The sequence below is a fragment of the Kitasatospora sp. NPDC024654 genome (genome assembly GCF_055559155.1).
This window is the reverse complement of record NZ_JBVHLF010000054.1, coordinates 23,622-46,126: the sequence shown is the minus strand read 5'-3', so window position 1 is coordinate 46,126 and position 22,505 is coordinate 23,622. Positions and strand designations below refer to the sequence as shown.

The window sequence follows — 22,505 nt, the reverse complement described above, 5'->3', positions numbered from 1 at the left end:
ACGATTCACCACTTGCGCGCACCTCGGCAGCACACATCAGCCGGAGGGCCCAGTACCGTTGGGCTCTCCGGCTGATGTGTGGAGCGTCGGTTTCAGACCGGGGTCAGTTCCAGTCGAAGGTCTGCGGGTCCGGGCCGAGTCGGACGCCGGTCGCCGCGGCGTCGATGACCGCGAGGTCGTCCGCGTCCAGCTCGAAGCCGGTGACGTCCAGGTTCTCCCGGATCCGGGACGGGGTCACCGACTTGGGGATCGCGATGACGCCGCTCTGCAGGTGCCAGCGGAGCACGACCTGGGCGACCGTGCGTCCGTGCTTCTCGGCGACCTTGACCAGCGCCGGATCGGTCAGCAGGTCGCGACCCTGGCCCAGCGGACTCCAGGCCTCGGTGGCGATGCCGTGCTCGGCGTGGAAGGCGCGCAGCTCGTGCTGCGGGAAGTGCGGGTGCAGCTCGACCTGGTTGAGCGCCGGCACCAGCGAGCTGGTCTCGAACAGCCGGTTCAGCTGCTCGGGGCCGAAGTTGGAGACGCCCACGGCCTTCACCCGCCCGTCGGCCAGCAGCTGCTCGAAGGCCTTCCAGACGTTGTCGTAGCTGCCGTGCATCGGCCGCGGCCAGTGGATCAGGTAGAGGTCGAGGTACTCCAGGCCGAGCTTGGCGAGGGACTCGTCGAAGGCGCGCAGCACGGCGTCCCGCCCGGCGGGGCCGGACCAGTCACGGGTGCCGCTGTTCCACAGCTTGGTGGTGATGAAGAGCTCCTCGCGGGCCACCTCGGCCTGCTGGAGTGCCCGACCGGTGCCGGTCTCGTTCTCGTAGATCGCGGCGGTGTCGATGCTGCGGTAGCCGGCCTCGATGGCCGTCCGCACGGCGGCGGTCGCCTCGGCGTCCGGGACCTGCCAGACGCCGAAGCCCAGCTGCGGGATCTGCACGCCGTTGTTCAGGGTGACGTTGGGGATGGTGCTCACGCGAAGGAACGCCCTTCTCGATGTCGTCCAGTGGTACCGCTGGGGTCAACCGGCCGGCGGCCGACTCTGTTCCCGTTCGTGCGAATTTGTTCGGGCTTCAGCGGAAAACCGGGGAGAATCGGTGGCAGGGCCGAGCGGAAGGGGGCGCGGGTGACCGGTTTCGAGCCGCTGATCCAGCTCAGCGGGGTCGAGAAGTCCTTCGGGGCGCTGCGGGTGCTCCGGGACATCGATCTGACGGTGGGCCGGGGCGAGGTCGTGGTGGTGATCGGCCCGTCCGGCTCGGGCAAGTCCACGCTCTGCCGGGTCATCAACCGGCTGGAGTCGATCGACCGCGGCAGCGTGACCATCGACGGCGAGCCGCTGCCGGAGAGCGGGCCGGCACTGGCCCGGCTGCGGGCCGAGGTCGGGATGGTCTTCCAGTCCTTCAACCTGTTCTCCCACCTGACCGCGTTGCGCAACGTCTCGCTGGCGCAGCAGAGGGTGCGCGGCCGTGACCGGGGGACCGCCGAGGCCCGGTCCCGCGAGCTGCTGGCGCGGGTCGGCCTGCCCGACCGGGCGGACGCCTACCCGGCCCAGCTCTCCGGCGGCCAGCAACAGCGGGTGGCGATCGCCCGGGCGCTCGCGATGGACCCCAAGGCGCTGCTCTTCGACGAGCCCACCTCGGCCCTCGACCCGGAGATGGTCACCGAGGTGCTGGACGTGATGCGCGCGCTGGCCGCCGGAGGGATGACCATGCTGGTGGTCACCCACGAGATGGGTTTCGCCCGGTCGGCGGCCGACCGGGTGGTCTTCATGGCCGACGGCCGGATCATCGAGGACCGGCCGCCGGAGGAGTTCTTCCGCGACCCGCGGAGCGAGCGGGCCCGGGACTTCCTGGCCAAGATCCTCAAGCACTGACCCGCTACGGCTGTGACAGGTGGGGTTGCTGGGCCGACAATGGGTGAACCCCAGGCAGTGTCCACTTTGCCAAACTTCTGCTTATGATTCTGTGATGTTCGACTCCCGGCACATCAGGACATTCCACGAGGTGGTGGCCACCGGCTCGTACACCGCCGCCGCCCGGTCGCTCGGCTACACCCAGCCCGCCGTCACCCAGCAGATCCGGGCGCTGGAACGGGAGGCCGGGATCCAGCTGTTCGCCCGGGACGGCCGGCGGATGCGGCTGACCGAGGCCGGCGAGACGCTGGCCCGGCACGCCGAGGTGATCCTCGGCAATCTGGGCGCCGCCCAGCGGCAGGTGCAGGCGATGGCCCGGTTGCGCGCCGGGCGGGTCCGGCTCTGCGCCTTCCCCAGTGCCAATGCCACGCTGGTTCCGGAGGCGATGGCCAGGCTGCTGGCCGACCACCCCGGGGTCCGGGTCGAGCTGCTGGAGGCCGAGCCGCCGGAGTCGCTGCAGCGGCTCCTGGCGGGGGAGTGCGACATCGCGCTCGCCTTCAGCTATCCGGGAATGCGGGCCGAGGTGCCGACCGAGCTGGTGGAGATCCGGCTGATGGAGGACCTGCTGACGGTGCTGCTTCCGGTCGGGCACCCGCTGGCCCGCCGGCACGCGGTGCGGCTGAGCGAGCTGGAGCAGGCCCGCTGGATCGCCGGCTGCGCCCGCTGCCGGGCCAACTTCCTGCACGTCTGCGCGGACGAGGGCTTCGAGCCGGACATCGTGTTCACCACCGACGACAACCTCGCGCTGCAGAGCCTGGTGGCGGCCGGGGTGGGCCTGGCGGTGGCACCCTCGCTGGTGCTCTCCTTCCTCAACCACCGCAAGGTGACCGGCCGGACACTGGAGCCGCACGTCCGCCGGCAGGTCTCGGCGTACGTGCTGCGCGAGCACCTGGCGCTGCCCGCGACCGGGCTGGTGCTGGACGGGCTGCGCTCGGCGGCGGCTAGCCGGGTCGGCTGCTGAAAGTAGCTAATCATCTACGAAGAGTGACTTTCCGAAGTCAGCGCATAAGCAGGGATTGGCGAACGCGAAGAATCCCTCGTTGGACCTGATGGGTGCTCCGGTCGCAGGCTGGTGCTCATGACCCTGACGACAGCCATCACCCGCAGCCTGACGCCGGCCGATGCGCTCATCGCCGAGATCCGGGAGGTGGTCGCGCTCGGCCTGCCCCCCGAGCCGACCACGCACCTGGTCGGGGAGCGGCTGCGACCGTACCTGGGCAACCCCGCGCTGCTCACCGAGGAGCAGTGCGAGGGCGACCCGGAGCGTTACCGGCAGCACGTGCTGCACGCCGAGGAGGACGGCAGCTTCTCGGTGGTCGCCCTGGTCTGGCTGCCCGGCCAGCGGACCTGCGTCCACGACCACGTCTCCTGGTGCGTCACCGGGGTGCACCGCGGCGAGGAGAGCGAGCGCCGGTTCCGGCTGGTCCCGGGCGGGCCGGTGGCCCGGCTGGCGTTCACCGAGGACGTGGTCAACCCGCTCGGCTCGGTCTGCGGCTTCGCGCCGCCCGGCGACATCCACCGGGTACGGAACTCGGGTGCCGGGAAGGCGATCTCGATCCACGTGTACGGCGCGGACGTGGCCCGGTTGGGCAGCAGCATCCGCCGGGTGTACCAGGTGCCGACCGACGAGCCGTCGTCGTGACGCTGACCAACGTCGCGCACGGCGGTGTCCAGCTGACGCCCGCCGAGGCCACGGCCGCCGAGCCCGCCGCGCCGGCGCCGCCCGGGGCGTCCGGTGCGCTGCCCGGCCTGCTGATGGCGGTCGGCGGCGTGCTGCTGGCGCTGGCCGTCCACTGGGCGGTGCCGGCCGTGCCGATGCTGACCGCCTCGGTGGTGCTCGGGATCGCCGCGGCCCACCTGCCCGGGGCCCGCGCACTGGTCCGGACCCGGGCCAAGAAGGGCCTCGGGATCGCGGCCAAGCGACTGATGCGGGCCGGTATCGTGCTGCTCGGGCTCAAGCTCAGTCTGACGGACGTGGCCGGACTCGGCTGGGCCACCGTGGCGATGGTGCTGACGGTGGTGGTGGCGACCTTCGCGGGCACCTACTGGCTCGGCCGGCGGCTCGGGCTGCCCGGCGATCAGCCGCTGCTGGTGGCCACCGGCTACTCGATCTGCGGCGCCTCGGCGATCGGCGCGGTGAGCGAGGTGACCGGCAGCGAGGAGGAGGACATCGCCACCTCGGTCGCGCTGGTGACCCTCTGCGGCACCCTGGCGATCGCCGTCCTCCCGCTGTTGCGGCACCCGCTCGGGCTGGACGGGCCGGAGTTCGGCCGCTGGGTCGGCGCGAGCGTGCACGACGTCGGGCAGGTGGTGGCCACCGCGCAGACCGCCGGGCCGGCCGCGCTGCGCGAGGCCGTGCTGGTCAAGCTGATGCGGGTGGTGCTGCTGGCGCCGCTGGTCGCGGGCGTGGCGGTGGCCGTGCGGCGCGGCCGGCTGGGCGCGCGACGTGCCGACGGTACCGGCGCGCAGGGCAAGCGGCCGCCGGTGCTGCCGCTCTTCGTGGCGCTCTTCCTGGCGGCGATCCTGCTGCGCAGCACCGGACTGCTCGGGGCCGGCGCGTTGAACGCGGCCGACCAGGTGCAGCAACTGCTGCTGGCCGCAGCGCTGTTCGGGCTCGGCTCGGCGGTGAACCTGCCGGCGATGACCCGCACCGGCGGCCGGGTGGCCGCGCTGGGGCTGGCCTCCTGGGTGGTCGTGGCCGGGGTGTCGTACGCCGGCGTGCTGCTCACCACCTGAGCGCGGCACGGGAGTTGTCGCGCCCAGGTGGTGGTGCTCGGGCCGTCGTGACCAACCCGGCCAGCGCGGTGGGCGGTTCGGCGCCGGCGGGTCGGGCGGCCGGCGGACGGCGTCCCAGCCGGCCACGCGGCAACTCGGCGAGCCGGCGCGGGGCGGGCCCACCACGTCGGAGGAGCGTTCCATCAGACCTGGTCGGACGGCTCCTCCGCCGCCAGCGGGCCGAGCACGGCGGCCAGACCCGGCCCGGCCAGCAGCCCGGCCAGGTCGCGGACCAGCGCGCCGGTCGGGCCGTCCGGCCGCTCGTCGGCCAGGTAGCCGGCCAGCGCCAGGGCCAGCTCGGGCCGCCGGTCGCGCTCCCGGGCGGCGGTCAGCACCAGCGCCGCCACGAAGTCCTGCACCAGCCGTAGTTGCAGCTCCTCGCGCGGCTCGCGCTGCCCGTCGGCCAGCCACTCCAGCGAGCTGATCTCGGCGTTGGCGATCCAGGTCCGGACCGTCAGCCGCAGCCCGGGCGTCGGGTGTTCGAGCGCCAGGTGGGCCAGGATCCGGTCGTGCGCGGCGCGCCGCACGTCGTCGATCACCGCGCCGGCGCCGGGGCTGGCGGCCACCGAACCGCCGCGCAGCAGGGCCGCGAAGCCGGGGCCGTGCTCGGCCACGAAGTCCAGGTAGCGGCCCATCACCCGGTACAGCCGGACCGAGAGCGGTCCGGTCGCCGGTTCCTCGAAGCGGCCGGCCAGCTCCTGCCCGGCCCGACGCAGTGACTCCTCGTAGATCGCCTGCTTGCCCGCGAAGTAGTGGTACACCAGTGGCCGGGAGGCGCCCGCGGCCGCCGCGATGTCGTCGATCGACACCTCCTCCGGCGGGCGGGCGCTGAACAGCTCCAGGGCGACGGCGATCAGCTGCTCGCGCCGCTCGTCGACGCTCAGCCGGCGCCGCGGCGGGGTCCGGGGCGCCGCTGCGGGCGTACGGGAGGCCATGCCGGTCAGCCTATCCGCAGGATCCTTTCGAAAGTCTGACGTTCCCGGCCCGAGGCTGTCCGGTCCTCATCTTGACTGACCACAATGGATCCGTGAACGACAATGCACCGACCGGCGGGACGCCGGTCGGCCGACGTGTGGTGCTCGGCGTGATCGGCCTCGGCGTGGCCGGGGTGGCCGCGGCGCCGGTCCTCTCCCGCGCCGTGAGCTCGGTGCTCACCGGGCTCTCCAAGGACGACCCGACCGGGCTGACCGGCCTGCTGCCGGACTCCGGCAGCTTCCAGTACTACTCGGTGACCGGGGCGGTCCAGACCAGGACGGCCGCGAACTACACCCTCACCGTGGACGGCCTGGTCGACCACCCGACCAGCTACACGCTGGCCGATCTGCAGGCGCTGCCACAGCACCGGATCGTGCACGACGTGCAGTGCGTGACCGGCTGGCGGGTGCCCGGCACGCCGTTCGAGGGGGTGAAGCTGGCCGACCTGCTGGACGCCGCCGGGGTGCGCTCCGGCGCCACCGCGGTGAAGTTCAGCTGCTTCGACGGCGAGTACACCGAGAGCCTCACCCTGGACCAGGCCCGCCGGGACGACGTGCTGGTCGCGTTGAAGATGCAGGACAAGCCGGTCACCCACGACCACGGCGGGCCGGTGCGGCTCTACGTCGCCCCGATGTACTTCTACAAGTCGGCGAAGTGGCTGTCGGGCATCACCGTCACGCCCGACGTCGAACCCGGCTACTGGGAGCACTACGGCTATGACGTGGACGCCTGGGTCGGCAAGTCGAACGGGCGCGACGATGCCCCGACCAGCTGAGCCCGACGCCGTGGTGGGCCGGCTGCCGCGCTTCACCAGGGCCGAGCGCTGGGTGCACCGGAGCACCGCGACCCTGATGCTGGTCTGCATCGTCACCGCCGCCTGCCTCTACCTCCCGCCGCTCGCCGAGTTGGTCGGGCGGCGCCGGCTGGTCACCGTGGTGCACGAGTGGGCCGGGGTGCTGCTGCCGGTGCCGCTGCTGCTCGGGCTCGGCTCCCGGGCGTTGCGGCGCGACCTGGGCCGGCTCAACCGCTTCGCGCCGTACGACCGGGAGTGGCTGAAGGCGGCCTTCTGGCGCTCGTACCGGCGCCGGGCGGGCAAGTTCAACGCCGGGCAGAAGCTCTGGGCGGCCTGGATCGCCGGCTCGGTGGTGGTGATGCTCGGGACCGGGCTGCTGATGTGGTTCACCCACCTGGCGCCGCTGGCCTGGCGGACCGGGGCGACCTTCGTGCACGAGTGGCTGGCGCTGGCGATCGGGGCGGTGGTGGCCGGGCACATCTACCTGGCGCTGCGCGACCCGCAGGCACGTGAGGGCATGCGGACCGGCAGCGTGGACCCGCTCTGGGCGGCCCGTGAGCACCCCGAGTGGGACCCCTACGAGGACTCCGGCGCCGACGAGGAGGCCCGCAGCTCCAGGTAGCGCTGGTAGGCGGCGCGGCCGTCCGGGACGAACTCCCAGCGCGTCAGCCGGTCGGCGACCTCGTCCTCGGTGAGCCAGTCGTGCCAGTCGATCTCCTCGACCTGCGGGGTGACCGGGCCGGTCCACTCGGCCTGGTGGACGTCGCAGAACCAGGAGTAGTCGGCCGTCTCGAAGAGGAACCGGAAGAGCGGCTCGGGGCGGACCCCGGTCACCCCCAGCTCCTCCTCGGCCTCCCGGACGGCCGCCTCGCGGTAGCTCTCGCCGCTGCCGACCACTCCACCGACGAAGACGTCGTACGCCCCCGGCGCGAAGCTCTTCCCGGCCGAGCGCCGGTGCACGAAGATCCGGCCCGCCGCGTCCCGGACCAGCACCATGACGCACCGGTGGGTCAGCCGCCGCCGGTAGACCTCGCCCCGGGGGGCCGTGCCGACGACCCGGTCCTGGTGATCGACCACGTCCAGCAGTTCGTCCAGAGGATTGCTCATGGCGATCAGGCTAAGGTGCCAAGAGCAGACAGGATGATGATCGGCGCGGACGGGTGGCGGGCGATGGTGGAGATCTGGGGCGAGACGGCGGAGGGGTTCGAACCGGTCCGCGAGGCCTTCGCGCGCAACTTCCGGGACCACGGCGAGCTGGGCGCGGCGTTCGCGCTGTACCTGCGCGGCCACAAGGTGGTCGACCTGTGGGGCGGCGACGCCCGGCCGGAGGTCGGCGGCCGGCCCGCACCGGCGGTGGCCTGGACCGCGGACACCGCGCAGGTGCTGCGCTCGGTCACCAAGGGCCTCACCGCCACCACCGCCCTGCTGCTGCACCAGCGTGGCCTGCTCGACCTGGACGCGCCGGTGGCCGGTTACTGGCCGGAGTTCAAGGCGGCCGGCAAGGAGCACGTCCCGGTGCGCTGGCTGCTCTCGCACCGCGCCGGGCTGCCCGCGCTGGACGTCCCGCTGCGGGTCGAGGACGTGCTCGCCTGGGAGCCGGCCGCGGCCGCGGTGGCCGCGCAGGCGCCGGCCTGGGAGCCGGGGGCCTGGCACGGCTACCACCCGTACACCTTCGGCTGGCTGGTCGGCGAGGTGGTCCGCCGGGTCAGCGGGCGCTCGGTCGGGCACTACTTCGCCGAGGAGGTCGCGGCCCCGCTCGGCCTGGACCTGTGGATCGGGCTGCCCACGGGGGCGGCGCCGCGGGTCGGCCGGCTGGTGGACCTGCCGGCGCCGGAGGCCGCCCAGACCGGGCCGAACGGGCTGCGGCTGCGGCCCAAGCAGGCCGTGGTGGACGCCTACCAGGACAAGACCTCGCTCACCGCGCGGGCCTTCGCCTCGGTGCGGCCCGCCGTCGACCTGAACGATCCGGCGGTGCAGGCCGCGGAGATCCCCGGCGCCAACGGGATCGGGACGGCCCGCTCGCTGGCCCGGTTCTACGCGGCGCTGATCGGCGCGGCCGACCGGCACGGCGGACGGCCCGGGGAGCTGCTGCCCGCGCTGCTCGAACCGGCCGTGCTGGCCGAGGCGATGGGGCCGGCCTCGGTCGGACCGGACCGAGTGCTGATCGTCAACTCCAGCTTCGGGCACGGGTTCTTCCGGCACGGGCCGACCTCGCCGATGTCCTCGCCGGCCGCCTTCGGCCACCCCGGCCGGGGTGGCGCGCTGGGCTTCGCCGATCCGGAGCTGGGGATCGGCTTCGGCTACGTGACCAACGGGATGATGCCGGGGGTGACCGGGGACATCCGCTCCCGCACCCTGATCCGGGCAGTGCGTTCCTGCCTGGACCAGGGCGCGGCGTAGACCGGGGCTACCGCTCGTCCTGCTCGGTGAGCAACCGGGAGCGGGTCAGGAAGCGCAGGCCGGTCGGGGCCTCCAGCGAGAAGCCGGCGCCCCGGCCGGGGACGACGTCGATGGTCAGGTGGGTGTGCGACCAGTAGGCGTACTGGTCGCGGCCCATCCAGACCGGGACCGGCAACGGCAGCCCCGGCACGGCGAGTTCGCCGAGCAGCACGTCCGCGTCCGAGGTGCGGAACTCGCCGGCCGGGTAGCACATCGGCGCCGAGCCGTCACAGCAGCCACCCGACTGGTGGAACATCAGCGGGCCGTGCTCATCGGTCAGTTGACGCAGCAGGATGGCCGCCGCCTCGGTCAGCGCGACCCTGGCCATCAGAAGAAGCCCAGCGCCTGCGGGGAGTAGCTCACCAGCAGGTTCTTGGTCTGCTGGTACTGGGCCAGCGCCATCTGGTGGGTCTCCCGGCCGATCCCGGAGTTCTTGTAGCCGCCGAAGGCCGCGTGCGCGGGGTAGAGGTGGTAGGCGTTGGTCCAGACCCGGCCGGCCTGGATCGCCCGGCCGGCCCGGTAGGCGGTGCCGCCGTCCCGGCTCCAGACACCCGCGCCCAGCCCGTACAGGGTGTCGTTGGCGATGCCGATGCCGTCCTCGAAGTCCTCGAAGCGGGTCACCGCGAGCACCGGCCCGAAGATCTCCTCCTGGAAGATCCGCATCCGGTTGTCGCCCTCGAAGACCGTCGGTGCCACGTAGTAGCCGCCCGACAACTCGCCGCCGAGATCGACCCGTTCGCCACCGGTCAGCACCTTGGCGCCCTCGGCCTGGCCGATCTCGATGTACGAGAGGATCTTCTCCAGCTGGTCGTTGCTGGCCTGCGCGCCGACCATGGTCTCGGTGTCCAGCGGGTTGCCCTGCCTGATCGCCCGCACCCGCTCCAGGCCGTCGCCGAGGAAGCTGTCGTAGATCGACGCCTGGATCAGCGCCCGGCTGGGACAGGTACAGACCTCGCCCTGGTTCAGGGCGAACATCGCGAAACCCTCCAGCGCCTTGTCGTAGAAGGCGTCCTGCTGCGCCGCGACGTCGGCGAAGAACAGGTTGGGGCTCTTGCCGCCGAGTTCCAGGGTGACCGGGATCAGGTTGGCGCTCGCGTACTGCATGATGAGGCGGCCGGTGGTGGTCTCACCGGTGAACGAGACCTTCCGGATCCGGTTGCTGGCGGCCAGCGGCTTGCCGGCCTCGACGCCGAAGCCGTTGACCACGTTGACCACGCCGGGTGGGAGCAGGTCGGCGATCAGCTCCATCAGCAGCAGGACCGAGGCGGGGGTCTGCTCGGCCGGCTTGAGCACCACCGCGTTGCCCGCGGCCAGCGCCGGGGCGAGCTTCCAGACCGCCATCAGCAGCGGGAAGTTCCACGGGATGATCTGGCCGACCACGCCCAGCGGCTCGTGGAAGTGGTACGCGACGGTGTCCTCGTCGATCTGGGACAGGCCGCCCTCCTGGGCCCGGATGGCGCCGGCGAAGTAGCGCAGGTGGTCGACGGCCAGCGGCAGGTCGGCCGCCAGCGTCTCGCGCACCGGCTTGCCGTTCTCCCAGCTCTCGGCGACCGCCAGGGTCTCCAGGTTGGCCTCGATCCGGTCGGCCACCCGGGACAGCACCAGCGCGCGCTCGGCTGGCGGGGTGCGACCCCAGGCGGGGGCGGCGGCGTGCGCGGCGTCCAGTGCCAGCTCGATGTCCTCGGCGGTGCCGCGGGCCACCTCGCAGAAGACCTGACCGGTGACCGGGGTGGGGTTCTCGAAGTAGCGGCCGCGTACCGGCGGCACCCAGGCACCGCCGATCCAGTGCTCGTATCGGGGGCGGAAGGAGGTCGGGGGCTGGAAGACCGTCAAGGTGTGACTCTCCTCGGGCTGCGGAAGGGTGCCGGTACGGAGCGTGCTCCCGGCACCCTAGCCGCAGAAGCCCGGATCGACTACCGTGCGTGCCAGGGGAGTCACCCGGTCCGGTAGCGGCCGGTGTTGACTTCCCAGTCGAGGTATCCGGTGAGCCAGCCGGTGAGCCCGTCGGCGTACCGCCGCGCCACGGTGGCCTGTTCCGGGCTGAGTTCCAGGTCCTGCAGGGTTCTCGGCAGTTCGTCGAGCAGCTGGGAGTAGCGCGCGGCCATCTGGCGGGCCTCGGCGAGCACCAGCGCACCCGCCTCCGCCGGCGAGCAGCCGCGCTCGCGCTGCACGATCATCACCAGGTTGTTGACATCGCCCCTCGGGGCCTCCACCTCGTAGGAGCGCACATCGTTGCTCAACGACGGGATGTCGGCGGCCAGTTGGCGCAGCTGCCGGAGCTGCGGGCAGTGGAACGCGGCGGGCGCCACCTCGAAGCGGCCCAGCCGTTCGATCATGTCCAGCACGCTCTCCATCGCGGCGGTGCCCCGGCGCAGCGTCAGGTAGCCCTCGCGGTCGGGCGGCAGGCCACCGCGCCGGCCGGCCGCCTCGGCCGGGTGACTGGCCAGGTACCATTCCCAGTTGTAGGCGGCGCGGGCCCGCCAGCGACCGGACATCCCGTCGGTGATCCGGGCCCAGAGGTCGGCGAAGGCCCGGGTGCACGCCGATCGGCCGGCCACCGGTCGGCCCTGCAGCACGCCGCCGAGTTCCTCGCAGATCGCGGCCACCTGGGCGGGCCGGCGGCCGAGCGGTCCGTCGAACTGGTCGTCAAACAGGAAGTAGAACGCCATCAGATCGGTGGCCAGCGTCAACTCGGGTGCGGCACAATCGGGATAGCTGAGGGCGGCGAGCATCGGGACGTCCCAACGGGCGTACCCGGCCGGACCGATCCGGCTGCCGAGCATGTCGAACTCTTCGAGCCAGAGCAGGTGTTGGGCCTGCGCGACGGCGAGGTGGGGGTTGCGGCGGCGAGGAAAGGGAAGTTCGAGCGCGGTCGGGTCGAACATCGGACTCCCGGGAAGACGTGAGGGGCTGGTGGGGCCGGTCCTGCCACAGGTTGTGCCAAGATCCGCCAGATCCCCCCGGGGGCGCAGCGTATCTGATCACACCATCACATGGCAGGGATGTCGCAGCAATGCCCGCAGCCCCCGGAGTTGAATCGTTGTCATAGTTCGCCGGCTGCGCAAACCGGATTCACGCCGGTCCGGGTGACGCTAACCTCGCAGCAGGATCGCGCAGCGGCAGGGTGGAGGGACCGACAGTGACCGAACAGGCGGGCGAGCGGGTGGGACGCGGCGGGCAGCCGAACGACGCGGGGACGGATTCGACCCGGCCGCCGCTGCACGAGCGCGACGCGGCGATCCAGGTGGCCGGCCAGGCGGTCGACACCCTGTGCCGGGAGTTCGCGGCCGGCGGCGTCGAACTCGGCTCGCTGCTCCTCTACAGCGGCAAGCCCGGCTACGGCAAGACCAGCATGCTCCAGGAGGTGCGCAGGCTGGCCAGGAACGCCGGCTGCACGGTGCTCTCCGCCCGCGGTGGCGAGCAGCGCCGGGCCGAGCCCTTCCACGTGCTGCGGCAGCTGCTCCAGCCCGAACTGCTCAGGCTCACCGAGCAGGAACGGTGCGAGGCGTTCGGTCCGTGGACCGAGATCGCGGGCCCGGCGGTCGGCCTGGTCCGGCCGTCCGCCGACGAACTCGATCCGCAGAGCGTCAAGGCCGGCCTGGACTACGTGGTCACCCAACTCGCCCGACTGAAGGCGCCGCTGGTGATGCTGGTGGACGACTTCCAGTGGGCCGACCTGGAGTCGCTGGGCTGGCTGGAGGCCTTCTCGGTGCGCTGCCCCGAGCTGCCGGTGCTGCTGGCGATCGCCTGGCGCTCGGACGAACTGCCCGAGGAGGCACAGACCTTCCGCAAGCTGGTGGCCGCCAACTCGCACCGGCACCTGGAGTTCCAGGGCCTGCAGCCCAAGTCGATCGAGAAGCTGGTCCGCGCCGCCTTCCCGGACACCGCGGACGACGCGTTCTGCCGGCAGGTCTGGGCGGTCACCGCGGGCAGCCCGTACCTGACCAACGCACTGCTGGTGAAGGTCCGCGAGAGCCGGATCGAGCCGATCGACGAGAACGTCCCGCTGTTGCACAACCTGGCCGCCGAGGCCCAGGGCATGACCCGCGAGCTGTGGCTGGCCAAACTCGGCGTCAACACCCTCACCTTCGCCCAGGCCGCCGCGTTGCTCGGCACCCAGATCGACATCCGGCTGGCGGCTCGGATCGCCGGCCAGCCCCCGTCCACCGCCGCGGACGCCATCGCGGAACTGCGCCGCCAGGGGGTGCTCGACGGCCCGCTGGAGTTCGTCCACCCGCTGATCGCCACCTCGGTCTACCAGTCGATCCGGCCCGGCGTGCGCACCGCGATGCACGGCAAGGCCGCGGTGGAGGTGGAGAACGCCGGGCGTCCGCTGGTGGAGGCCTCCCGCCACCTGCTGGAGACCCACCCGGAGGGCGATCCCGAGGTGGTCAGCAAGTTGCGCCGGGCCGCCCAGGAACACCTCGCGGTCGGCGCGCCGACCGCCGCCCAACGCTGCCTGGAGCGGGCCCTGGCGGAGCCGCCGGAGGACGAGGACCGGGCCGAGGTGATCTACGAGCTGGGCTGCTCCGCGCTGCTCACCGACCCGGCCACCACGGTCCACCAGCTGCGCCTCGCGCTGGACACCGAGGAACTGCGCGAGGACCTGCGGGTGGACGCCACCTTCCGGCTCTCCGAGGTGCTCGCGCACAGCGGCCAACTGCTGGAGGCGGCCCAGGTCACCCTGAACGAGGCCGAGCGGACCGCGCCCGGTCCCGGTCGGATGCGGCTGCAGGTGGCGCACTTCATGTGGGCGGCCTTCCAGCGCGAGGAGGCGGACGGACCGGGCCGCTCGGCCCGGCTGGCCCGGCTCAACGCCGAGCTGACCGGTGACGACGTCAACGCGCGGGCCACTCGGGCGTTGCGCGCCTGGGACCTGACGCTGCGCGGCGAGTCCGCCGCCGAGGCGCTGGCCCTGGTCGACTCGGCGCTGATCGACGGCCAGCTGCCGCCCGGCCTGGAGTGGACCGGCACCACCTGGGGCCTGGAGATGCCCGGGATCGTCGCGCTGACCTACATCTACACCGACCAGCTGGACCGCGCCGAGAAGCTGCTGGAGGAGGCCATCCGGGCCTTCGAGGTGGCCGGTTGGGGCGGCGGGCACGTCGGCTTCGCGTACTTCCTGATGGGCCTGGTGCGGTTCCGCCGCGGCGCGCTCGCCGAGGCCGAGGAGTTCCTGCGCGGCGCGCTGCGGATCGCCCGCCGGCTGGGCGACGGCCTGCCGTTGCAGTGGAACGCGGTGGGCGTGCTGGCCGACACCCTGCTGGCCCGCGGCCGGGTCGAGGAGGCCTGGAAGCTGGCCGCCGACCACGGCTTCGCGCCGCCCTACCACCCGACCGCGATGGTGCTGCCGAACGCGCCGACCCTGTACGGCAAGCTGCTGCTGGCCCAGGGCGACCGGGAGGCGGCGGTCGGCGTGCTGCGCACGGTCGGCGGCCGACTGGCCGACCGCGGTTGGCACAACACCATCTGGGCGCCGTGGGTCGGTCACCTGGCGCAGGCCGTCCAGCCGGACGACCCGGAGGAGGCGGGCCAGCTGGCCGAGGAGGGGGTGCGCCGGGCCCGGGCGTTCGGCGTCGGCTCGGCGGTCGGCAGCGCGCTGCGGATCGCGGCCGGGCTGGCCGAGGGCCAGCGCGCGGTCGAGCTGCTCACCGAGTCCGTGGTGGAACTCGGTCGCTCCCCGGTCGGGTACGAACACGCCTGCGCACTGGTCGACCTGGGCGCCGCGCTGCGCCGGGTGGGCCGGCTGGCGGAGGCCACCGAGCAACTGCACCAGGGCATGGAGCTGGCCGTCGAGTGCAACGCGGACGGCCTGGTGGAGCGGGCCCGCGAGGAGCTGGACGCCTCCGGGCTGAGGCCCAACCGGCTGCGCGGCACCGGCAGGGAGGCGCTCAGCCAGCCCGAGTGGGAGGTCGCCAAACTGGCCGTCGAGGGGCTCAGCGCGGTGGAGATCGCCGAGCGCCTGGACATCCTGCTCAGCCTGGTCAACCGCCGGCTGTCCGCCGTGCACCGCAAGACCGGGACCACCCAGGGCGGCCTGGCCGCCGCGCTCGGGCTGAAGAAGCCCCGTCCTGGCCAGACCGAAGGTTAGGCTGCCTCACGACCGCACCGCATATGCCGGGCACACCGTCCGCCCCGTCCGGCGACAGAGCAGAGGAGTCAGGACATGGCGCTCGACCCGCAGCAGGCGACCGGCCGGACCCCGGCGCAGCCGCCCCAGGTCTCGCACGCCCCGCTGGCCGGGAGCGGGGCCGGCGCGGCGATCGAGCGGTGGACCCTGCGGGCCGGGGCCGTCGAGGCCACCGTGCTCACCCTGGGCGCCACCCTGCACACCGTGCGGACCCCGGACCGCTCCGGACGGGTGGCCCAGGTGCTGGTCAGCAGCGAGAAGCTGGCGGACATCCTGGGACCGGCCCGGCACTACGGCGCGACCGTCGGCCGGTACGCCAACCGGATCGCCGGCAGCCGGATCACCCTGGACGGCGTGGACTACCCGCTCGCCCCCACCGGCAACGGGGTCACCCTGCACGGTGGACCGGACGGCTTCGCCAACCGGATGTGGGCCGCCGAGGAGCTGCGCGAAGGCGGGCGCGCGGGCGTCCGGCTGCACCTGCGCAGTCGGGACGGCGATCAGGGGTTCCCCGGCGCGCTCGACGTCTGGGTGAGCTACCTGCTGGACGCCGACGGCACGCTCGCCATCGAGTACCGCGCCGTCACCACCCGGCCCACCGTGCTCAACCTGACCAACCACGCCTACGTCAACCTGGCCGGCGAGGGCAGCGGCGACGTGCTCGGCCACCTGCTCACCCTGGACGCCGACCACTACACCCCGGTCGACGAGCGGCAGATCCCGTACGGCCCGTCCGAGCCGGTGGCCGGCACGCCGTTCGACTTCACCACCGCGCGGCCGATCGGCAAGGGCATCTCGGAGAGTCACCCGCAGCTGGCGGCGGCCGGTGGCTACGACCACAACTTCGTGCTCCGGCCCCGCCCGGCGGACGGCACCCCGACCCGGGCGGCGCTGCTGGAGGACCCGGTCTCCGGACGCACCCTGGAGGTGCTGACCACCGAGCCGGGCGTCCAGCTCTACACCGCCAACTCGTTCAGCGGCGCGGTGACGGGGGAGAGCGGGCAGCCGTTCGGGCCGTACGCGGGCGTGGCGCTGGAGACCCAGCACTTCCCCGACTCCCCGCACCACCCGGAGTACCCCTCGACCGAGCTGCGGCCGGGCGAGGAGTTCCGCTCGGTGACGCTCCTGCGCTTCAACTGAGGTTCTTCCGCCGGACATATCGGTATGACTAGTATCGCCCGTCATCGGTCGTACCACAGGCGGCGGGTCCTGCCCGGCCGCCGCCACCGGCGAGGAGTCTGCCCTGCGCACGCGGAGAGCCTTCAGTAGCGGGCGCTCGCGCCTCACCCTGCGTCGAGCACTGCTCGCGCTGGCCGTGGTCCCCGCCGTCGCGCTCGCCGCGCTCTGGGCGGTGACGACCGGCCAGACCTTCGCCGACTACCAGCAGCAGGCCGCCCAGGAGCTGCTGGCCCAGAAGGCCGGTCAACCGGCCAACCTGGTCTACTACAGCCTCCAGGAGGAGCGCCGGCTCAGCGCGGAGCAGCTGGTCCAGCCCGGCAGCGTCAGCGACGACCTGGACCTGCGCCGCCAGCTGACCGACGCCGCCGTCCGCAGCTTCCAGTCCCTCTCCGCGGTCACCGCCGGCAACGCCCCGGCCGGGGTCCGCGACGCGGTCCGGCAGGCCCGCCAGGCGATGGCCCAACTCCCCGCGGAGCGAGCCGAGGTGGACGACGGCAGTGCCAACCAGCAGGCCGCCTACACCTTCTACACCAACCTGATCAGCACTGACCTGCAGCTCTTCAGCGCGCTCGGCCAGGCGGACAACGGCGCGGCCGGCTACCAGTCGCGCACCCTGGTCGACGCCCTCTGGGCCAAGGAGATGATCGCCCGGGAGGACGCCGTGCTGGCCCGCGGCTGGCCCACCGGCCGGCTCGACGAGGCGGACCTGCAGACCGTCCAACAGGCCATCGGCGCCCAGAACTTCCTGTACACCGCCAAGATCGCCCCCTACCTGCCGGCCGGTGAGGCCGCGGGCTGGCAGCAACTCACCCAGGGCGCCGCCTGGTCCGCGATGGACGTCGTCCAGCAGGACCTGATGCGGCCCACCGCGCCGAACGCCGACGGCACGGTCCCGCTGCCGCCCGACGCGGACCAGTGGCGCCAGGCCGTCGACCTGGTCACCCCGCAGCTGGTCGCGCTGCTGCAGACCCGCACCGACGACGTCGTCTCGACCGGGCGGAGCAGCATCGACTCGCTGCTCCTCAGGCTCGTGCTGACCAGCGTGATCGGCCTACTCGGGGTGGTCGTGGTGAGCGCCACCAGCTGGCGGCTGGCCCGCTCGCTGCGGCGCCGGATCACCCACCTGCAGGACCAGGCGGAGCGGCTCGAGCGCGGCCTGCCCGAGCTGGTCGACCGGCTCGCCCGCGGTGATCAGCCGGCCGCCGCGGAGAGCCGGGAGATCACCGCCGGCTCCGCGGCGGGTCGCGGCGACGAGCTCGACCGGCTCGGCCAGGCGCTCAACGCGGCCCGGCAGAGCGCGATCGGTGCCGCGGTCCAGCAGGCCGAGCAGCACCGCGGCTTCGAGCGGCTGCTGCAGCGGATCGCCCGGCGCACCCAGCTGCTGATCGGCCTGCAGCTCAAGAAGCTCGACCAGATGGAGCGCCGGCACGAGGACCCCGAGGTGCTGGAGGGGCTCTTCGACCTCGACCACCTGACCGCCCGGCTGCGCCGCTACGAGGAGAACCTGGTCATCCTGGCCGGCGGGCAGCCGCAGCGCCGCTGGCGCAAGCCGGTCCCGCTGCTGGACGTGCTGCGGTCGGCCCAGGGCGAGGTGCAGGACTACCGGCGGATCACGCTCGACATCGAGGGCTCGCCCTGGCTCTCCGAGCGGGCGGTCGGGCCGGTGGTGCACGTGCTGGCCGAGCTGATGGAGAACGCCGCCGCCTTCTCCAAGCCGCCCACCCCGGTGGAGGTGCGGGCCGCGCTGGTCGGCCGCGGGCTGGCGGTGGAGATCGAGGACCGCGGGCTCGGCATGGAACCCGAGCAGTGCGAGGCGGCCAACGAGCTGATGCGCCGTCCGCCGCGGATGGACGTGGTGACCCGGGCCGACGACATCCGGCTCGGTCTCTACGTGGTCGCCCGGCTGGCGGAGAACCTCGGGCTGCGGGTGGAGTTCCGGCCGTCGGCGTTCGGCGGCACCCGGGTGGTGGTGCTGATCCCGGCCGAGCTGGTGACGGACGGCCCGCCGGCGAAGGTGGCCGCGGCGTCCGGTCCGGCGGCCGGCGACCCGGGCGCCGCGGAGCTCGTCGAGCCGGTCGCGCTGCCCTCCCGGATCCGGGGGCGCGCACTGGCCGGCACCGGCGCGCCACCGTCCGTCGCGCCGGGGGTGCCCGCGTTGCTCGCCCTGCCCACGTCGGAGCGCGCCACGCGAGTGAGTGACCGGATCGCGCCCGAGGACCTGCCGGGCGCCACCGACCCGGCCGGCCCGGCACCCGAGCGCAGGGGAGGGGCCAGGCACGCCCGCCGGCCCGCCCCGAACGAGGAGGCCACCCGCGAGCCCGCACCGGCCGGGTCCCCGCCCGACCGGGTGGGAGCCCGCCCGTCCTGGGCGTTGCGCGCCGCCGAGCAGGGCGGCACGGCCGCCACCCCCGAACCCCCGCTGCCCCAGCGGGTCCGCCAGGCTAGCCTGGCCGCCGAGTTGCGCACCCCGGCCGCCCCCGCGACCCCGCCGGCGCGCCGGCCCGACGCCCCCACCCGCTCCGGCGCGGCGATCGGCGCCTTCCAGCGCCAGTCCCGGGTCGCCCGACAGGGCACCGGCAGCGGCGACACGCAGGACCTCCCCCTCAACCCCCGGACGGAAGACGAGTCATGACACGCACCACCGCCACTCACCAGGACCTGGACTGGCTGCTGGACGGTCTCGTCGACACGGTGGCCGGCACCCGGCACGCCGTGCTGCTCTCCGACGACGGCCTGGTGGTCAGCCACTCCCGCGGTATCGAGCGCCCGGACGCCGAGCGGCTCGCCGCGGTCGCCACCGGCCAGCAGAGCCTGGCCCGCGGCGTCGGCCAGCTGTTCGGCGGCGGCGACGTCCACCAGGTGATCGTCGAGCTGGCCGAACTCTGGCTCTTCGTCATCGGCGCCGGACAGGGCACCCACCTGGCGGTGATCGCCTCCCAGGACGTGGACGCCGAGGTGATGGCGGTGGCCATGCACACCCTGATCCAGCAGGTCGGCCAGAAGCTCGGCACCCAGGTCCGGGGCGGCCTCGGGTGAGCCCGCACTGGAGCGAGGCCGAGGAGACGGACGACGACGGTTCCGACTCGATGGTCCGTCCGTACACCATCACCCGCGGCCGGACCGCCCCCGAGCGGGACGACCTCAGCCTGATCACGGTGCTGACCACCGTCGATCCGCTCCCCGAGGATGGCCGCGCCGCCACCCGCGGGCTGCAACCGGAGCACCGGGTGATCCTGGCCCGCTGCCGGCGCCCGGCGGCCGTGGCCGAGGTGGCCGCCGACCTCGACCTGCCGGTCTCGGTCACCAAGATCCTGCTGGGCGACCTGATCGCCCAGGGCCTGCTGCACGCCCGGGCACCGCTCGCGGTGGCCGGTTCCGGCGGCGGGGTCGACCTCGGCCTGCTGGCCGCCGTTCGTGACGGACTCCGGAGACTCTGAAGACGATGACAAGCAGTCAGCCGGTCGGCGGGGCGCAGGCGCCCGCCGCCGTCAAGATCCTGATCGCCGGTGGTTTCGGGGTGGGCAAGACCACCCTGGTCGGTTCGGTCAGCGAGGTCGCGCCGCTGCGCACCGAGGAGTACCTGACCCGGGCCAGCGTGGGCATCGACGACCTGGCCGGGGTGGACGAGAAGGACACCACCACGGTCGCGCTGGACTTCGGCCGGATCACCATCGGCCCCGACCTGGTGGTCTACCTGTTCGGCACCCCCGGCCAGGAGCGTTTCTGGTTCATGTGGAACGACCTGGTCAACGGTGCGCTCGGCGGCATCGTGATCGCCGACACCCGGCGACTGGAGAGCAGCTTCGCCTCGATCGACTTCTTCGAGGGCCGGGGCATCCCGTTCGTGGTGGCGATCAACTGCTTCCACGGCCGGAACACCCGTGGCGTGGCGGAGATCCGGGCCGCGCTCGACCTCGACCCGCGGGTCCCGCTGCTCCTCGGGGACGTCCGGGAACGGGCCTTCGGCCGCGACCTGCTGCTCGCCCTGGTGGACCACCTGATGCGGTTGCCGGCCGCCCCCGCCGTCCCGGTGGGCGCGCCGTGACCCCGCCGCTCCGGGTGCTGATCCACGGCGGCGGCATCGGCGGCCTGACCCTGGCCACCGCGCTCGGGCAGTTCGGCCACCGCGTCGAGGTGGCCGAACTGCGCGGTGAGCCGGACGGGGTGGGCGTCGGGATCACCCAGCCCTCGAACGCGCTGCACGCGCTGCGGGAGATCGGTGTGCTGGCGGACTGCCTGGCGGCCGGCTTCCGCTGGGAGGAGCTGACCCTCTGCGACCCGGCCGGCCACACGCTGGCCGTGCTGCCGCAGCCGCGGATGGCCGGCGTCCCGGCGGCCAACGGCATCCCGCGGCCCGCGCTGGCCGCCGTGCTGGGTCGGGCGGCGGTCGCGGCGGGCGCCCGGATCCGCTTCCACACCACCCTCACCGAGCTGACCGAGGAGGGTGAGGAGGTGAAAGTCGGCCTGTCCGACGGCAGCGAGCGGCGCTACGACCTGGTGGTCGGCTTCGACGGGACCGGCTCGCCGCTGCGCCGGCGGCTCTACGGGGACGCCTTCGACCCCGAGTACACCGGATTCGCCGCCTGGCGGGTGACGCTGCCGCGCCCGGACTGGCTGCGCGGGGTGCTGATGTGCTCGGCGGACCGCACGGCCAAGGTGTCGCTCACCCCGATCGGTGACCGACTGATGTACCTGGCCGCGGTGTCCGCCGAGGCCGAGGAGTTCCGGCCGGACCCGCGGCGGGCCCACCGGCAGCTCGCCGAGCGGTTGACCGGCGTCGAGGGCCCGATGGCCGAGGCGCTGGCGGAGGTCACCGACCCGGCCGCGGTGGTCCACTCCCGGATCTCCCAGGTGACGGTGGCCGCGCCCTGGCACGTCGGGCGGGTGGTGCTGGCCGGGGACGCCGCGCACGCCAGCACCCCGCTTCTGGCGCAGGGCGCGGCGATGGCGATCGAGGACGCGCTGGTGCTGGCCGAGTCGCTGGACGCGGAGGCGGAGGTCCCGGCCGCGCTGGCCGCCTGGGAGCGGCGCCGACGGCCGCGGGCGCTCTGGGTGCAGGCGCTGTCCCGAGCCGTGCTCAGGCAGGAGACCGGCACGCCGACCACGGCGGCGGAGGACGAGCTGCTCGCGATCGGGGTGCCGGGGGCCGCGCACGTGCTGGTCCAGCCCTACTGAGCGTCGGGGCCGGCGGGTGACCGGCCCCCGATCCGGCTGGCCGTCCGTCAGCTGGACTTCTGCCAGCTCACCGAGAAGTCCTTGCCGTCGGTGATCGACGAGGTGGTGGCCAGCGCGGTGCCGTTGGTGGCCATGGTGATGTTGTCGGGGTTGAAGCTGCCGAGCGGCTTGTCGTTGACCTTGGCGCCGGTGAAGTCGACCGTGCCGAAGTTGGTCAGCGGGAGCGGGCCGCTGACGTCGGACGGCGCCTCGGCGATGACCTCGGCCGAGGCCAGCGCGGCGTTGCTCAGCGTCTTCTTGACCGTGTGGCTCCAGCCCTGGGTAGTGTCGGAGAGCTTGAGGGTGAAGGAGCCGCCGTCGCCGGCGGTGACGCTGGCGGTGAAGTGGTCGCCGGGCCGGACCGGGTCGTTGAAGTTGACCGGGTAGGCCGGGTACATCTCGTACCAGGAGGAGTACAGCGGGGATCCCTCGGAGCAGTCCACCTCGGTGCCGGTCTGCTCGACCGAGTCGCTGCCGTCACCGTCCAGGCCGACCCAGAAGCTGGAGTAGGTGTCGTTGCCGTCGCAGGTGGCCGCCGGCTGGACCCAACTGGCGCTGACGCTGGTGAACTTGGCACCCGTGGTGGCGTAGCCGGACCAGTTGCTGCTGGAGCTGTGCAGGATCTCTCCGTGCGGGCCGACCAGGTGCGGGGTGCTGCCACTGGGGATCATCGGGGCGTTCGGCACCGCGGGGGCGGATGCGGCGAGCGCCGGGGCGGTGTTGGCGGCGACCGCAAGGAGGGCGGCGGCGATGGCCAACGAGCTGCGGCGTGTTGCGGGCATGGGCGTCTCCCTTGTGGGGGTGGGGGAATCCTGGGTGCCGGTGGAGCTGGGGAGGCAACCGGATTGACGGCGTGCCGACAACGGTAGGGGAGGGTAGCGGTCGGTTGATGTTACGGATATGCAAATCTTTGCTTTGTCACTCGAATAGCTGAGGTCAAGTCAACTGGTTTCTGGCTTTTGCGGGTTTCCTCGGCGACATTGCCTGACGCGCGCTCAGGTCCGGTGCGCCCCCGGCGTACGCGAAGGGGGGGGGGGGGGGGGGGGGGGGAAGAGGACCCCCCCTGCCGCGCGGTTGGCAAGGGGGAGGGGGGGGTCGTACATAGA

At 73.2% G+C, this 22,505-nt stretch carries 21 protein-coding genes; 14 read left to right on the top strand and 7 right to left on the bottom strand.

All coding sequences use genetic code 11. From position 1 onward, the window contains the following. Positions 1 to 103: 103 nt before the first annotated feature. Positions 104 to 958 (bottom strand): aldo/keto reductase, encoded by an 855-nt coding sequence (locus tag ACZ38L_RS26805; RefSeq protein ID WP_465697931.1) that lies wholly within the window; start codon positions 956 to 958, stop codon positions 104 to 106. Positions 959 to 1,108: 150 nt separating this feature from the next. On the opposite strand from ACZ38L_RS26805, the gene ACZ38L_RS26800 reads away from it, so the two are divergent. The 4 genes from ACZ38L_RS26800 (at position 1,109) to ACZ38L_RS26785 (ending at position 4,630) form a co-directional block, all read left to right on the top strand. Then, complete coding sequence (locus tag ACZ38L_RS26800; protein WP_465697929.1) at positions 1,109 to 1,855, top strand: amino acid ABC transporter ATP-binding protein; 747 nt, start codon at positions 1,109 to 1,111, stop codon at positions 1,853 to 1,855. 94 nt (positions 1,856 to 1,949) lie between these two features. Beyond that, positions 1,950 to 2,855 (top strand): LysR family transcriptional regulator, encoded by a 906-nt coding sequence (locus tag ACZ38L_RS26795; protein WP_465697927.1) that lies wholly within the window; start codon positions 1,950 to 1,952, stop codon positions 2,853 to 2,855. Between the two features lie 117 nt (positions 2,856 to 2,972). Next, entirely contained in the window at positions 2,973 to 3,536 is a 564-nt protein-coding gene (locus ACZ38L_RS26790) for a cysteine dioxygenase family protein (protein WP_465697925.1), read from the top strand. Positions 3,537 to 3,649: 113 nt separating this feature from the next. Then, the gene (locus ACZ38L_RS26785) at positions 3,650 to 4,630 is read left to right on the top strand and encodes a YeiH family protein (protein ID WP_465697948.1); all 981 of its coding nucleotides are present in this window, start codon (positions 3,650 to 3,652) and stop codon (positions 4,628 to 4,630) included. A 182-nt stretch (positions 4,631 to 4,812) separates the two neighbouring features. Here the strand turns inward: ACZ38L_RS26785 and ACZ38L_RS26780 are convergent, their stop codons facing one another. Beyond that, positions 4,813 to 5,604 carry a TetR/AcrR family transcriptional regulator gene (locus ACZ38L_RS26780; protein WP_465697923.1) on the bottom strand — a complete coding sequence of 264 codons (792 nt, stop codon included), beginning with the start codon at positions 5,602 to 5,604 and terminating at the stop codon, positions 4,813 to 4,815. A gap of 92 nt (positions 5,605 to 5,696) precedes the next feature. Here ACZ38L_RS26780 and ACZ38L_RS26775 point away from each other — a divergent pair, with 92 nt between their 5' ends. Beyond that, the gene (locus ACZ38L_RS26775; protein WP_465697921.1) at positions 5,697 to 6,419 is read left to right on the top strand and encodes a molybdopterin-dependent oxidoreductase; all 723 of its coding nucleotides are present in this window, start codon (positions 5,697 to 5,699) and stop codon (positions 6,417 to 6,419) included. Further along, on the top strand, positions 6,403 to 7,059 hold the full coding sequence (locus ACZ38L_RS26770) for a cytochrome b/b6 domain-containing protein (protein WP_465697919.1): 657 nt from the start codon (positions 6,403 to 6,405) through the stop codon (positions 7,057 to 7,059). The genes ACZ38L_RS26775 and ACZ38L_RS26770 overlap by 17 nt, the downstream gene beginning before the upstream one ends. Here ACZ38L_RS26770 and ACZ38L_RS26765 read toward each other — a convergent pair. Then, complete coding sequence (locus ACZ38L_RS26765; RefSeq protein WP_465697917.1) at positions 7,014 to 7,544, bottom strand: NUDIX hydrolase; 531 nt, start codon at positions 7,542 to 7,544, stop codon at positions 7,014 to 7,016. The genes ACZ38L_RS26770 and ACZ38L_RS26765 overlap by 46 nt on opposite strands. 63 nt (positions 7,545 to 7,607) lie before the next feature. Here ACZ38L_RS26765 and ACZ38L_RS26760 point away from each other — a divergent pair, with 63 nt between their 5' ends. Beyond that, a complete protein-coding gene (locus ACZ38L_RS26760) occupies positions 7,608 to 8,837 on the top strand; it encodes a serine hydrolase domain-containing protein (RefSeq protein WP_465697946.1) in 1,230 nt (409 codons plus the stop codon). 7 nt (positions 8,838 to 8,844) lie between these two features. Here ACZ38L_RS26760 and ACZ38L_RS26755 read toward each other — a convergent pair whose 3' ends face one another. The 3 genes from ACZ38L_RS26755 to ACZ38L_RS26745 all read right to left on the bottom strand — a co-directional run bounded on the left by ACZ38L_RS26755 (position 8,845) and on the right by ACZ38L_RS26745 (position 11,761). Continuing rightward, positions 8,845 to 9,204 carry a DUF779 domain-containing protein gene (locus tag ACZ38L_RS26755; RefSeq protein ID WP_465697915.1) on the bottom strand — a complete coding sequence of 120 codons (360 nt, stop codon included), beginning with the start codon at positions 9,202 to 9,204 and terminating at the stop codon, positions 8,845 to 8,847. After that, a complete protein-coding gene (exaC, locus tag ACZ38L_RS26750) occupies positions 9,204 to 10,709 on the bottom strand; it encodes an acetaldehyde dehydrogenase ExaC (RefSeq protein ID WP_465697913.1) in 1,506 nt (501 codons plus the stop codon). Before exaC ends, ACZ38L_RS26755 begins: the two co-directional genes overlap by 1 nt. 101 nt (positions 10,710 to 10,810) lie before the next feature. Then, the gene (locus tag ACZ38L_RS26745; RefSeq protein ID WP_465697911.1) at positions 10,811 to 11,761 is read right to left on the bottom strand and encodes a terpene synthase family protein; all 951 of its coding nucleotides are present in this window, start codon (positions 11,759 to 11,761) and stop codon (positions 10,811 to 10,813) included. 254 nt (positions 11,762 to 12,015) lie between these two features. Between ACZ38L_RS26745 and ACZ38L_RS26740 the strand changes: the two genes are divergently transcribed. The 7 genes from ACZ38L_RS26740 (at position 12,016) to ACZ38L_RS26710 (ending at position 21,360) form a co-directional block, all read left to right on the top strand. Beyond that, entirely contained in the window at positions 12,016 to 14,967 is a 2,952-nt protein-coding gene (locus tag ACZ38L_RS26740) for an ATP-binding protein (protein WP_465697909.1), read from the top strand. Between the two features lie 75 nt (positions 14,968 to 15,042). Next, positions 15,043 to 16,146: an aldose epimerase family protein gene (locus ACZ38L_RS26735; protein ID WP_465697907.1), complete on the top strand. Its 1,104-nt coding sequence runs from the start codon at positions 15,043 to 15,045 to the stop codon at positions 16,144 to 16,146. A gap of 175 nt (positions 16,147 to 16,321) precedes the next feature. Continuing rightward, entirely contained in the window at positions 16,322 to 18,817 is a 2,496-nt protein-coding gene (locus ACZ38L_RS26730) for a sensor histidine kinase (protein ID WP_465697905.1), read from the top strand. Next, entirely contained in the window at positions 18,814 to 19,221 is a 408-nt protein-coding gene (locus ACZ38L_RS26725) for a roadblock/LC7 domain-containing protein (protein ID WP_396568309.1), read from the top strand. Before ACZ38L_RS26730 ends, ACZ38L_RS26725 begins: the two co-directional genes overlap by 4 nt. Before the next feature lie 50 nt (positions 19,222 to 19,271). Next, positions 19,272 to 19,622: a DUF742 domain-containing protein gene (locus tag ACZ38L_RS26720; RefSeq protein ID WP_396568315.1), complete on the top strand. Its 351-nt coding sequence runs from the start codon at positions 19,272 to 19,274 to the stop codon at positions 19,620 to 19,622. 5 nt (positions 19,623 to 19,627) lie between these two features. Beyond that, entirely contained in the window at positions 19,628 to 20,230 is a 603-nt protein-coding gene (locus ACZ38L_RS26715) for a GTP-binding protein (RefSeq protein ID WP_465697902.1), read from the top strand. After that, positions 20,227 to 21,360: an FAD-dependent monooxygenase gene (locus ACZ38L_RS26710; RefSeq protein WP_465697900.1), complete on the top strand. Its 1,134-nt coding sequence runs from the start codon at positions 20,227 to 20,229 to the stop codon at positions 21,358 to 21,360. Before ACZ38L_RS26715 ends, ACZ38L_RS26710 begins: the two co-directional genes overlap by 4 nt. Positions 21,361 to 21,407: 47 nt before the next feature. Here ACZ38L_RS26710 and ACZ38L_RS26705 read toward each other — a convergent pair whose 3' ends face one another. Continuing rightward, positions 21,408 to 22,181 carry a G1 family glutamic endopeptidase gene (locus ACZ38L_RS26705; RefSeq protein WP_465697898.1) on the bottom strand — a complete coding sequence of 258 codons (774 nt, stop codon included), beginning with the start codon at positions 22,179 to 22,181 and terminating at the stop codon, positions 21,408 to 21,410. Positions 22,182 to 22,505 lie beyond the last annotated feature (324 nt).